The organism is Mesorhizobium sp. M7A.F.Ca.CA.002.15.2.1 (assembly GCF_003998715.1).
Classification (GTDB): domain Bacteria; phylum Pseudomonadota; class Alphaproteobacteria; order Rhizobiales; family Rhizobiaceae; genus Mesorhizobium; species Mesorhizobium ciceri.
In genome coordinates, this window is the sequence record NZ_RZPI01000097.1 from 1 (window position 1) to 11662 (window position 11662).

The window sequence follows — 11662 nt, forward strand, 5'->3', positions numbered from 1 at the left end:
GTTCGGATCGTTGCTGCCGTCGGCCACGACAAGCACTTCCGATGGCCCGGCGATCATGTCGATGCCGACGGTGCCGAAAACCTGGCGCTTGGCTGCCGCGACATAGGCATTGCCCGGGCCGACGATCTTGGCGACCGGCCGGATTGTCTCGGTGCCATAGGCGAGGGCGGCGATCGCCTGCGCGCCGCCGACGCGGTAGATTTCGGACACGCCTGATATGTCCGCTGCCACCAGCACCAGCGGATTGATGATGCCGCCCGGCGCCGGCACGACCATGACGATGCGCTCGACGCCGGCCACTCTGGCCGGCACGGCGTTCATCAGCACCGAGCTCGGATAGCTCGCCGTACCGCCCGGCACATAGAGCCCGACGGCCTCGATCGCCGTCCAACGCCAGCCGAGCTCGACGCCGGCGGCATCTGTATAGCGATCGTCCTTCGGCCGCTGCCGTTCATGATGCGAGCGGATGCGGTCGCGCGCGAACTCCAGCGCCTCGATCGTCTTTGGGTCGGCCGTTTCGTAGGCGGTTGCGATGTCTTCCTTAGACACGGCAATGCCGAGGCCGGTCAAATCGGCGCGATCGAATTTCCGCGTATAGTCGATCAGTGCCGCGTCGCCCTCGGCGCGCACGCGCGCGATGATGTCGCGCACCGCGGCATCGACATCGGCGGAGACCTCCCGCTTGGTCGTGAGGAAGGCGGCGAAACGTTGCTCGAAATCGGCATCGGACTGACGAAGCGTGATGGCCATCGGACGCTCAGGCCTTGTGGATGGGGCGCGAGGTGGCTTCCCACGCCCCGCCGATGTCGGCAAGACGGGCCTCGATGCACTCGACGTCGAGCATGATCGCACCGCCGCCCGAGAAGATCAGCTCGACGATGCCGGCCGGCTTGCTGATCTCGATGAAGCTGATCGCCAGCAGCGACAGGACTTCGGCAGGCTTGTCGCGGTCAATACCGCTGGTCTTGGCCCCGAGCACGCGGTCGAAATGCAGCACGGCCTGCCGTCGCTCATTATGCTGGCGAAACAGGCCGGATTTTGCCTCCCAGACGAAACGGTTCATGGTCAGCAGGAAACGCTTGGCCGCGGGGAGGAATTCGAGGTCGCTGACTTTCAGCACGGCATCCTGGACATGAGCCGAAACGATGCTCAGATCCTGGTCGTCGAGCGCGATAAGCTTAAGGGCGGTCATACGGATTTCGCACCTGAAGGTTGATTGTTCAGCCTTCTGTTAGGCGGTCTTGGCGATCGGTGCAACCGCACCAACAGCTGCAGCTCTGCGCTGCCCCTCATCGCCCTGCCGGGCACTTCTCCCCGGATAGTGACGGGGAGAAGGACGCTGCCGCGAAGGATTTCGCCAATCTCCTGCGCTGCTAGAGAGGAGCCGAGGTCGCGGGCTACGCCGAAATCCGTTCGATCACCGCGCCGCAGTTGGACAGCTTTTCTTCCAGCCGCTCGAAGCCGCGATCGAGGTGGTAGACGCGGTTGACCGTGGTCTCGCCTTCCGCCGCCAGGCCGGCGATGACCAGCGAGACAGAGGCGCGAAGATCGGTCGCCATGACCGGCGCGCCCTTCAGCTTCGGCACGCCGTCGACGATCGCCGTCTGGCCCGAAAGCGTGATGTGAGCGCCGAGCCGCGCCAGTTCCTGCACATGCATGAAGCGGTTCTCGAAGATCGTCTCGGTGATGCGCGACTTACCCTTGGCCATGGTCATCAGGCCCATGAACTGCGCCTGCAAATCGGTCGGGAAGGCCGGGAAGGGTGCTGTCGTCACGTCGACCGGCGAAATGCCGGCGCCGTTGCGCCTCACCCGGATGCCGGAATTGGTCGGCGTGATCTCCGCACCCGTCTGGGCGATCACGTCCAGTGCGGTCTGCAGCAGGTCCGCACGCGCGCCTTCGAGCACGACGTCGCCGCCGGTCATGGCGACGGCCATCGCATAGGTGCCGGTCTCGATGCGGTCGGGAATGACGCGCACGCGCGCACCGGAGAGCGATTCGACGCCGTCGATGGCAATGGTTGGCGTGCCGGCGCCGGAAATCTTCGCGCCCATGGCGTTGAGGCACTCGGCCAGATTGACGATCTCGGGCTCGCAGGCGGCATTTTCCAGCACCGTCTCGCCCTTGGCGAGTGCCGCGGCCATCATCAGCACATGGGTGGCGCCGACCGAGACCTTCGGGAAGATATAGCGGTTGCCGACAAGGCGGCCATTCCGGGTCTTGGCGATGACATAGCCGGTGTCGACGTCGATATCAGCGCCCAGCGCCTGGAGGCCCTCGAGGAACAGATCGACCGGCCGCGTGCCGATGGCGCAACCGCCCGGCAGCGACACTTTTGCTTCGCCCATGCGCGCCAGCAGCGGGCCGATCACCCAGAACGAGGCGCGCATCTTCGACACCAGCTCGTAGGGCGCTGTGGTGTCGACGATGTTGCGGGCGGAGAAGTTGATGGTGCGCGAATAGCCCTCATTCTGCTTCTCGCGGCGGCCATTGACCGAATAATCGACGCCGTGATTGCCCAGGATGCGGATCAGCTGCTCAACATCGGCCAGATGCGGCACGTTTTCCAGCGTCAGTGTGTCGTCGGTCAAAAGCGAGGCGATCATCAAAGGCAGCGCCGCGTTTTTCGCGCCCGAGATCGGAATGCTTCCGGAGAGCTTGTTGCCCCCGACAATTCTGATGCGATCCATGGAAGAACGTCCCTCTCGGCCAAAAAAGGGCCGGTTCAATCGTTTGAGTAGCGGCCCGTCTAGACCATTGGCCAATCTGGTTCAAGAAATAGGATTTCGCCCACCCCAGGCCAAGAGTGACCTATTTGAGTTAATCTTTTTGTATTTTCTTCGATGCAGCGAGCCCGTCCGGACGCAGGTCGGCCTCGCCGGTCCGCCGCGAGCGCGACTGCGCCTTGCGCTTCTGCAGATTGGCGCGCAATTGCTCGGCGAGCCGATCCTTGCGGATTGTTGCGCTGCTTTTCGGTGGACCATCCTTTTTCACTGGAATTGTCTTGTCGTCCATCGCCCATCCCGCCGGCGACCCACCAGCTTGCTGTTCAGGGATAGCCAACATTGTGGCACTGCCATGTCATTAAAAGCCATCCGGCAAAGCCTTTCACAGAAGCGTTGCACTTGGCCTTGCGCTTGCCGGTTCGATATGGCAGAAGCCCCGCCATCAGCGGCTGCGGTAGCTCAGTGGTAGAGCACTCCCTTGGTAAGGGAGAGGTCGAGAGTTCAATCCTCTCTCGCAGCACCAGTTTCCAACATCCCTGTTGCCGCACGATCGTCCTCTGCATTTGCGAGGGCGAGGCGGGTACATGGGATGGCGCGGCCCTCGTGCCGGCAGACCCGATCAGCGGTTCATTGCTTCAGAAAATGGCTGCCACAGGCAAATCCAGCCGAAGCGCATTCCGGCAAGACACGATTCATTAACCAAGATGCTATTCATCGACATGACGTATTGTGGCATGGATGCCCGTCTTCGCCGGTCAGATCCATGCTTGTCAGGAAGAGGGCCGAAAGGCTCCTGATCTGGGCGGAAATCTAAATCGCCCGAAACAAAAGAACGTGCAAGGCATGAACGTGAGCGAAAACGTGCAAAACGCCCCCGGTGCTTCCCGTCTTTGGACCCTGCCTGCCATCATCGCAGCGTTCCTTTGCCTGTGCGCTACCGGCGCGTTCGCGGAGACGCGTGCTTTGAGGATTCAACATCTCCATACGGGCGAGAAGGCTGAAATCGTCTTCAAGCGCAATGGGCGCTATGATCCGGCGGGATTGAAGAAGATCAATCTCATGCTGCGCGACTGGCGTCGCAACGAACCGACGAAGATGGATCCGCGCCTGCTCGATCTTGTCTGGCAGGCCTATCGCGCCAGCGGCTCGACAGCCTATATCCATGTGGTCAGCGCCTATCGTTCGCCGGCGACGAACGCCATGCTGCGCAGCCGCTCGAAGGGTGTGGCCCGGGAGAGCCAACACATGGTTGGCCGCGCGATGGACTTCTTCCTGCCGGATGTGCCGCTGAAGAAACTGCGCGACATCGGCCTCAAAATGCAGGGCGGCGGCGTGGGTTATTACCCCACCTCCGGTTCGCCTTTCATACACATGGATGTCGGCAATGTGCGGCATTGGCCGGGCATCAGCCGCCAGGAACTCGCCAAGGTATTTCCGAACGGCAACACACTGCATGTGCCGAGCGACGGCAAACCGCTGCCCGGCTATGAGCAGGCGTTTGCCGCCTACAAATCGCGCAAGGGCGCCGGCACGCCCAACATCGAGCTGGCAAGCGTCGACGGCGGCCAACGCAGGCCGCGTGGCCTGCTGGCGACGCTCTTGGGCGGGGGCGGCGCAGACGAGTCCGATGATGTCGCCGAAGCGGTGCCGGCGCCACGCAAACCGGCGAGGTCCGTCGAACCCAGACCGGCCGGACAGGGTATCGCTATCGTGCCGCCGCAGGATGCCCAGCGGGCTGACATCCAGATTGCTGGCAGCGATCCAGGCGAAGAACCGCTTGCCGGGCAGAAGGGGAAGACGCCTGAAGCGATCGTCATGGCGATGGCGCCGGGCTCAGTGCCGCTGCCGGCCTTCGCACCGCGCGCCGAGTTCACGGCACCCGTTCCCACCCCGGAAACCGCACCGTTGGCAATCGCCGGCGCGTCCACGGCGCAGGCCGAGCTGGCCGTTGCCAAGCCGGACGCCGCGAATGCCGATGCCGCTGCCACGAGCGTCGCGCCGGAGATGATGGCGCTCAACGTCCCATTGCCGACATGGCGGCCGGAAAGCCAGTCAAGCCCGACGCGCCAGTTGGAAGCAGCCAAATCTGGCGATGCCATCGGTGTCTTGCTGGCCATGCATCACCCCGACGACGGGCTGGCCGGCGAGCGGATCGCGGCGCCGGCGTCAAAGCCAGAAGATCGCGTCAGGACGAACCCCAAGGCCGATCGTGTCCAGCGGCGCCCCGATTCCGAGGCAGATCGCGCTATTACCGGTGGGGCCGCATCAACAGGGGCGCCCATGATTGCCGCCAATTTCATCCGCACGGCGCCGGAGCATGTCTATCTCGATGGATTCCAACCGCGGGGACGGACGTCCGATCACCGCCGCTTCACCGGCTCCGCGGTGAAATTCCTGCCCATCGCCAGTTTCAAATAGAGGGCGAAAGCACCGTTCGATCCAGTATCGAAATGTGTTGCGCCATATCGATGGCCGGGGCGGTCACGGGGTTCGCAATGCCGAACCCTTCCGCGCTATAACACTTGGCGAGCAGCGCGCTACTGCAGCGGGCAGTCGGCTCGTTGCTGTCGGCCGCCATCCGTTGCCTTTCGAGCAGATCGCCCCGCGAAATTGCCAGGATCGTGGTGGCGCAAACGTGCACGAGGCACATTTGGCCCGCCGGCCGCAACCGGCGGGACTAAGCCACAGACCGCCCAGCGGGCGAGTTCTGCGACAAGGATCACGCCTGGTGAATCACCAATTCGCTGGTCATGGGAATTCCTCTAAGGGCGCCAAGCACCATGTTGTGCGAGATCGCGCGCTCATGAATTTTCTCCAGATCGGCGCGGGGCGCCGAAGAACACACGGTCGCGCTGAGGTGCAGGGACACGTAGCAATGCCGGGCGTCCACGGGCGCCGTGAGCCCATCAAGTCCGTCGAACTCGCCACGCGGGTCGAACACGCCTTCCGCGATGAAATCGACCGAACGAAGATCGACCCCCGCATGCGCTGCCAGCATCGGATAATCCGAGCCGGCGCACACAGCCGCCGCGGCAAAGATCTGCTCCCAGGGAAAGACGGCGGTCGGCGAATTGTCCTTGAGGCTCGCCGGTCGCTCCAGTAGCGGTGTTGTGTAAGGATCGCCTGATTGCGGGTCGAAGCGGTAGCGGGCACGATAGGTGCCACGCACCGCGTCACCGTGTTTCTTTAGCACGGACACGATATCTTTGACTGTGCTGACGGTTTCTCCGAAGACTACTGGCATCTTTACCTCCCTGTAAAATGAGAATTCCACTCCCTATTCCGGTCCGCGGATGCCGACGATGGTTGCCGCGGCCTGGCCCCAATCCCGACAATGTGCCGACAAGGCTCGCGCTACTTGGCAGGCGCGGCAGCCTGAGCGTCGCCGCCGAGATCCTTCTTGAAGGTCTCAAAGTCGACCTGCATGCCGTTGAAGATCGTGCTCCAGTGCCGTGACAGAGCGGCGATAGCGACGGCCTCTTCGATCTCGTCCTCCGTTGCGCCCGCCTGTTTTGCGCTCTCGGTGTCTTCCCAGATGCAATACTGGCAGGGAATTTGTGCGGAGACGGCGAGCGAGATCAGAGCCTTGACCTTCGGCGGCAGGGCGGTTTCGCTGGAGAACTGCAGAGCCTTCACCTCTGCCCAGGCGCCCGGCAGCGCTGCTTTTGAAACCTGATGGAGAAAGGTCGGCACCGAGCCGAGCGTCCGCTCGACGTCCTTATAGGTGGCGTCGACCTCAGCTTGACCGGCCCAGCCTAAGCCTGATGACAACAATGTGGCGCAGACGACAGTCGATGCGAACGCCGTGTGAAGGAGGCGGCGCGAGCGGCTGGGCCCGAGCTCGCCGTGGTGTGCGATGGAAGCAACATGGGAAACTGCGAAGGCGAACATGATCTCTCTCCTCTTTGGAACCATTTGCGTCCGGGCCAGATGATGCCCGCGTGCTGTAAGGAGTCACGGACGGGAGAAAAAGTTCGATCAGTCGTCGTCGATTCTAGGCGGACGCGGCGAAAGATGAAGATGCAAGCGTCGGGCCTTGCCGTCTCGCTGAAAGATCACCAGGACGACACCCGGCGGGCAGTGGAAAGGGTCTTCCGGCGGATTGACGAATAGTCCCTCGATCACGGTGACCTGGCTGGCGCTGAGAATGCGCTGCGGTTCCAGGCGGACGCCGGCTTCCGTGTCGGCGTCGACTTCCCAGGCAAGGAATGAGCGACCCAGCACTGGTTTGCTCGTCCCGCGGACAAGATGCAGGTCCTCTGCAAAGTGCCCAAGGAAGCGGTCACGCTCGCCATGCTGGTTGAGCCCATTGAAAATTTCGGAGTAGAATCGCTGGCGCTCGCGAGACTGCGAGCGAGCCTCTGTGTCGGCAAGGCCCGCCGTTTCCAGCAGCATCTCGGCAAGCTTGCGTTTGGCTTGCGACAAACGACTGCGAACCGTCCCAATCGGGACACCCAGAATGGCGGCCAGTTCCTCGTAAGACTGATAGCTTCCGAAATAGCGCAACATGGCGGTAGCCTGCAGCGGCTCGGGAAGCTTGCGTAGCGCGTCCCAAACCCATTCGCGAAGCGCGACTTTCTCCAGCCGCTCCTCAATGCTTGCGCGTTCGTCTGGGCGGTCTGGAATGTCGGCGGTCAAGATCTCGCGTCGTCGTCGACGCAATTGTTGCAGGCAACAGCGGTGCAACACAGTGCGAAGCCAGCCACCGACGGCTTGCGGATCCTTGAGTTCGCCGATGCGCCTCAGCGCGATCAGGAAAGTCTCATGCACAGCATCTTCGGCGTCCGACCCATAGCCGAGCATGTTCAGCGCTATCGCATAGAGCCGTGCGCGATGACGTTCCAGCAGCAGGCCGAGGCAACCACAATCGCCGCCCCGAGCGGCAAGGGCCAGTTCGGCATCACTCGGCACGATATGAGTTTCGTAGCCCATGGACTTAAGATGCATCAACTGGCGAAAAAGTTCGAATGCCAGTTCAGCTTCGTCACGATCCGTGTTCGGCGGGCACCAGTTCACCAATGACGCTTTGATGGGGTTTTGGATTGAGGTTATGACCCTCACTTCACGTCCGTAACAACCGGCCCCGAAACGGGGTCCGTGAGAACCAGGCTCGCCGCCAAGATACTCAAGCGAGATCGAAAGTGCATATGGCAGTGAGCAAGGATTGGATTCTGGCGGATGCGGGCGATCTACGCGGCTAGATTCAATCCTGTAAAACTTTTTCCAGATTTGACACCATTTCACAAAATTGTAAGATAATCATCTTCCGTCAGCGATAGGCGATGACCATGTCGATCCGCGAAGAACTGGCCAACACGACCGTGGCGTTCACCTCCGCGGAAGAGAAGATCGTCCAGGTCCTGCTCGCCGATTACCCGATGTCGGGGCTGGGCACCGCAACCCGGCTGGCACGGCGCGCCGGCGTCAGCGACCCGAGCGTGACGCGGCTGATGACCAAGCTTGGCTATGTCGGCTTTGCCGATTTCCAGGCACGCCTGCTCACCGAAGTCGAATCCAGGCTGCATTCGCCGCTTTTGATGATGGAGGCCAAGCGTCCGGGCGGCTCCAGCGAAGGCACCGCACTTGCCTATTTCCATTCGGTTTCCGACAGCCTGGAGCGTACGCGCACGGCTGTGCCGGTGCAGGCCTACACGCGCGCTGTCAACATGCTGCTCGAGAGCAAGGGCCAGGTCGTGCTGCTGGGCGGCCGGTTCAGCCGGCATATCGCCTCCATGCTGGCCGGCTATCTCCTGCAGTTCCGCTCCGGCGTGCGCGACATCGGTTCGTTGAGTCCCGCCGATTTCGACCTGTTGATCGACCTTGGCAAGCGCGACCTCCTCGTCGTGTTCGATTACCGGCGCTACCAGTCGGACGTGGTGAGCTTTGCCCAGCAGGCCAAGGAGCGCGGCGTCTCCATCCTGCTGTTCACCGATGTCTGGCTGTCGCCGATATCTGACATCGCGGACCTGACCATGGTCGCGGCGATCGACGCCAACTCGCCGTTCGACACGCTGGCGACGGCCGTTGCCCAGATGGAAACCGTCTTTGCCCACGCGCTGGAGGGCCATGGCGCCGGGGTGCGCAAGCGCATCGAGGACATCGAGAAGATCCGCAGCGCCAACGCGGTCACGCTCGATACCGTCCTATCGTCATCGGCCGACGACGCCGCCAAATCCAAAGCCACAAGGAAATAGTGTCGTTGCGCTCAGTGCAGCGATGCAAAGCGCCGCGACGCAGAAAAGGAAGCGACAATGCCCGACAACCAGACCATCATCGACGCCGTGCAGGCTGAGATCGAGACCGATCGCGACTGGTTGATCGGCCTGACCCGCGACATGGTCCGCATCCCTTCGGTCAACCCCAAATTCGAGCCCAATCCGGCGATCAACCGCGAGGCGGATGTCCAGGCGCTGCTCGAACCGATCCTCAAGCAGGACGGGTTCAGGACAGAGCAATGGGATGCCTTGCCCGGGCGGCCCAATCTGGTCGGCGAATGGGCGGGAGACGAGAGCCGCAGCCTGATCCTGTGCGGCCATATCGACGTCGTGCCGGTCGGCGCGATGAAGGACTGGTCGGTCGATCCGTTCGGCGGCGAAATCACCAATGGCCGGCTCTATGGCCGCGGCGCCGTCGACATGAAGGGCGGCGTCGCCGCTTGCATCGCCGCCGCGCGCGCGATCCGCAAGGCGGGCATCACGCTGCAGGGCCGGCTCGCCATCCACTCGGTCGTCGACGAGGAAGCCGGCGGCTTCGGCGCCATGGACGCGGTGAAGAAGGGCAAGCTCGCCAAGGCGGTGCTGGTCGCCGAACCGACCTGGGGCGATGTCCTGCCGGTCGAAGGCGGGCTGGAATGGGCGCGGGTGACGATCCGTGGCCGCAACGCCCATTCGGCGCTGCGCTACAACGAGATCTATCCGCAGCGCCACGACAAGGACCGGCTGGAGCCGGGCGTCAATGCGATCGAGATCGCCGCCCGCTTCATTGCCGCCGTGCGCCAGTATGAGCTGGACCGGACGCGAGCAAAATCGCATCCGCTGCTGCCGCTCGGCATGAACACCATCAACATCGGCGTCATGCATGGCGGCACCGGCCTTGGCGAGCACGGCCTGCCGACCGTGATGACCAACCCGGCCATCATTCCCGATGTCGCGGTGCTCGATCTCGACATGAAATTCCTGCCCGACGAGAATTCGGCCGACTACCGCCGCGATTTCGAGGCGTTCGTCCACCATTTCGCGCAGACCGATGCGTGGCTGCGCGACAACCCGCCTGCGATCCAATGGGAGCTCGGCGGGCTGCATTTTCCGCCGATGAACACGCCGGTCGACCATCCGCTGGTGAGATCGCTGATGAAGCGCAAGGCCATGGTCGGCAAGGCGCCGCAGGCGCGTGGCTTCGTCGCCGTGTGCGATGCCGCGCACTATGCCGGCGCCGGCGTCGACGGTGTCATCTTCGGCCCGTCAGGCGACGGATTTCACGGTTCCGACGAGTATGTCGAAGTCGAATCGGTGGTCGAGACCGCCAAGGTGATCGCCGCTTCGGTCATCGACTGGTGCGGCATCCGCTGAGGCGGAGCCGCCAGTCCGAAACGGTCAGGCCGGGCGCTTCAGGCGTCCGGCGACGGCGCCCCATGAAGCCTTGATCATGCCGACCAGGCCGCTCGGGTAGGCCAGCATCACGCCGATGATCAGCACCGCCGTGATCATCGGCCGCCACGCGCCGAAATCGGCCATCCATTCGGCGAAGATCGTCAGCACGAAAGAGGCGATGATGGCGCCGTAAATAGTGCTGGTGCCGCCAAGCAGCACCATCGACAGGATGATGGTCGCAAGGCTCATGCCGAAGACGTCGATCGAGGCATTGCGCTGGTAGGCGGCGTAGAAGGCGCCGGCGATGCCGGTGAAGAAGGCGCTCGCGGCAAGCGTCAGCATGCGCTGGCGCACGATCGAGACGCCGCGGCTGATGGCGTATTCCTCATTGTCGCGCAAGGCGACGATGCTGGCCCCGGTGCGTGAGCGCACGAACACGCGCAGGAACAGGGTGCTCGCCACCAGCAGCGCCAGCGCGATGTAGAAATAGGCTGATTTGCCGTCACGGACCATGTTGTGGTCGAACACGTATAGCCCGGGAATGCGCACCAACCCTTGCGTGCCGCCGGTGATGGCGGACTGGCTGATGATTACTTGCATCACCAGCTGCGCGAAGCCGAAAGTGACCAGGATGATGTAGATGCCCTTCAGCCGCAGGATCGGGATGGTCACCAGGATCGCCGCCAGGGTGGCGATGACACCGCTGGCAAACAGCGCGATCCACGGGTCGAATTCGGCCAGCTTGGTGAGCAGGCTGTAGGCATAGACGCCGATGCCGAACAGCGCCAGATGGCCGAAATTGAAGACGCCGCCATAGCCGAGGCTGAGGTCCCAGTTCGAGGCGACGATCGCATAGATGAAGGCCATGATCAGAATGTGGCGGGCATAGGTGTCGCCGAAGATCAGCGGCAGCAGTGCCAGAAAGGCGAAGCCGAGCACGAAGCCGATGGCCTCCTGCTTCCACGGCGTGCGGCCGGGAGCGATCGGGGTTGCCGCCTCTGTGTGGCTAAGGGTGATCGGCGATGTCGTGTCGGTCATGCTAGGCCTCGGGAGCGGCTGGCAAAGATGCCCTCGGGGCGCACCATCAGGGTCAGGATCAGCACGCCGAACAGCAGCGCCGGCGTCCAGTACAGGCCGAAATAATAGCTGCAGGCGGCCTCGAAGAAGCCGATCAGATAGGCGGCGAAGATCGGTCCCGAGATGCTCGATATTCCGCCGAAGACGACGACGATCAGCGCCTTGAGCAGCGGGTCGCTGCCCATCACCGGCGACATGAAACGATAGCCGCCCATGAAGATGCCGGCGAGGCCTGCAAGCGACGCGGCAATGGCGAAGGCCAGCCCATAG

General features: G+C 63.0%; 11 protein-coding genes, 1 tRNA gene and 1 pseudogene. 4 read left to right on the top strand and 9 right to left on the bottom strand.

The window, feature by feature from the left end:
* The 4 genes from hisD to ENZ74_RS08535 all read right to left on the bottom strand — a co-directional run.
* Positions 1–750, bottom strand: a 750-nt coding sequence (gene hisD / locus ENZ74_RS08520) for a histidinol dehydrogenase (RefSeq protein WP_127312729.1), incomplete at its 3' end; no start/stop codon positions are given.
* A 7-nt stretch (positions 751–757) separates the two neighbouring features.
* Complete coding sequence (locus tag ENZ74_RS08525) at positions 758–1192, bottom strand: DUF2948 family protein (RefSeq protein ID WP_013530200.1); 435 nt, start codon at positions 1190–1192, stop codon at positions 758–760.
* Between the two features lie 205 nt (positions 1193–1397).
* Entirely contained in the window at positions 1398–2690 is a 1293-nt protein-coding gene (gene murA / locus ENZ74_RS08530; protein WP_013530201.1) for a UDP-N-acetylglucosamine 1-carboxyvinyltransferase, read from the bottom strand.
* Positions 2691–2820: 130 nt separating this feature from the next.
* Positions 2821–3015, bottom strand: coding sequence for a hypothetical protein (locus ENZ74_RS08535; protein WP_013530202.1), 195 nt, complete (start codon positions 3013–3015; stop codon positions 2821–2823).
* 159 nt (positions 3016–3174) lie between these two features.
* Here ENZ74_RS08535 and ENZ74_RS08540 point away from each other — a divergent pair.
* Positions 3175–3249 (top strand) — tRNA-Thr (locus ENZ74_RS08540).
* 320 nt (positions 3250–3569) lie between these two features.
* The gene (locus tag ENZ74_RS08545; protein WP_063170045.1) at positions 3570–5144 is read left to right on the top strand and encodes a DUF882 domain-containing protein; all 1575 of its coding nucleotides are present in this window, start codon (positions 3570–3572) and stop codon (positions 5142–5144) included.
* Positions 5145–5445: 301 nt separating this feature from the next.
* Here the strand turns inward: ENZ74_RS08545 and ENZ74_RS08550 are convergent, their stop codons facing one another.
* The 3 genes from ENZ74_RS08550 to ENZ74_RS08560 form a co-directional block, all read right to left on the bottom strand.
* Positions 5446–5970: an OsmC family protein gene (locus tag ENZ74_RS08550; protein WP_013530204.1), complete on the bottom strand. Its 525-nt coding sequence runs from the start codon at positions 5968–5970 to the stop codon at positions 5446–5448.
* 110 nt (positions 5971–6080) lie between these two features.
* Positions 6081–6617 carry a carboxymuconolactone decarboxylase family protein gene (locus ENZ74_RS08555; RefSeq protein WP_024504783.1) on the bottom strand — a complete coding sequence of 179 codons (537 nt, stop codon included), beginning with the start codon at positions 6615–6617 and terminating at the stop codon, positions 6081–6083.
* 87 nt (positions 6618–6704) lie between these two features.
* Positions 6705–7787 carry a sigma-70 family RNA polymerase sigma factor gene (locus ENZ74_RS08560; RefSeq protein ID WP_164745812.1) on the bottom strand — a complete coding sequence of 361 codons (1083 nt, stop codon included), beginning with the start codon at positions 7785–7787 and terminating at the stop codon, positions 6705–6707.
* 227 nt (positions 7788–8014) lie between these two features.
* Here ENZ74_RS08560 and ENZ74_RS08565 point away from each other — a divergent pair, with 227 nt between their 5' ends.
* Together ENZ74_RS08565 and ENZ74_RS08570 are read left to right on the top strand one after the other, a co-directional pair.
* A complete protein-coding gene (locus ENZ74_RS08565) occupies positions 8015–8920 on the top strand; it encodes a MurR/RpiR family transcriptional regulator (RefSeq protein WP_013530207.1) in 906 nt (301 codons plus the stop codon).
* Between the two features lie 57 nt (positions 8921–8977).
* Positions 8978–10294: an ArgE/DapE family deacylase gene (locus tag ENZ74_RS08570; RefSeq protein WP_063170048.1), complete on the top strand. Its 1317-nt coding sequence runs from the start codon at positions 8978–8980 to the stop codon at positions 10292–10294.
* A 24-nt stretch (positions 10295–10318) separates the two neighbouring features.
* Here the strand turns inward: ENZ74_RS08570 and ENZ74_RS08575 are convergent, their stop codons facing one another.
* Positions 10319–11353 carry a branched-chain amino acid ABC transporter permease gene (locus ENZ74_RS08575; RefSeq protein ID WP_027162307.1) on the bottom strand — a complete coding sequence of 345 codons (1035 nt, stop codon included), beginning with the start codon at positions 11351–11353 and terminating at the stop codon, positions 10319–10321.
* Positions 11350–11662: pseudogene (locus tag ENZ74_RS08580) on the bottom strand (branched-chain amino acid ABC transporter permease); the annotation flags it as partial. The gene ENZ74_RS08575 and the pseudogene ENZ74_RS08580, both read right to left, overlap by 4 nt.

Coding starts and splice junctions, on each gene's coding strand:
- ENZ74_RS08545 (WP_063170045.1), top strand. CDS start 3,570: ATGAACGTGAGCGAAAACGTGCAAAACGCCCCCGGTGCTTCCCGTCTT.
- ENZ74_RS08570 (WP_063170048.1), top strand. CDS start 8,978: ATGCCCGACAACCAGACCATCATCGACGCCGTGCAGGCTGAGATCGAG.
- ENZ74_RS08575 (WP_027162307.1), bottom strand. CDS start 11,353: ATGACCGACACGACATCGCCGATCACCCTTAGCCACACAGAGGCGGCA.
- ENZ74_RS08535 (WP_013530202.1), bottom strand. CDS start 3,015: ATGGACGACAAGACAATTCCAGTGAAAAAGGATGGTCCACCGAAAAGC.
- ENZ74_RS08555 (WP_024504783.1), bottom strand. CDS start 6,617: ATGTTCGCCTTCGCAGTTTCCCATGTTGCTTCCATCGCACACCACGGC.
- murA (WP_013530201.1), bottom strand. CDS start 2,690: ATGGATCGCATCAGAATTGTCGGGGGCAACAAGCTCTCCGGAAGCATT.
- ENZ74_RS08565 (WP_013530207.1), top strand. CDS start 8,015: ATGTCGATCCGCGAAGAACTGGCCAACACGACCGTGGCGTTCACCTCC.
- ENZ74_RS08525 (WP_013530200.1), bottom strand. CDS start 1,192: ATGACCGCCCTTAAGCTTATCGCGCTCGACGACCAGGATCTGAGCATC.
- ENZ74_RS08550 (WP_013530204.1), bottom strand. CDS start 5,970: ATGCCAGTAGTCTTCGGAGAAACCGTCAGCACAGTCAAAGATATCGTG.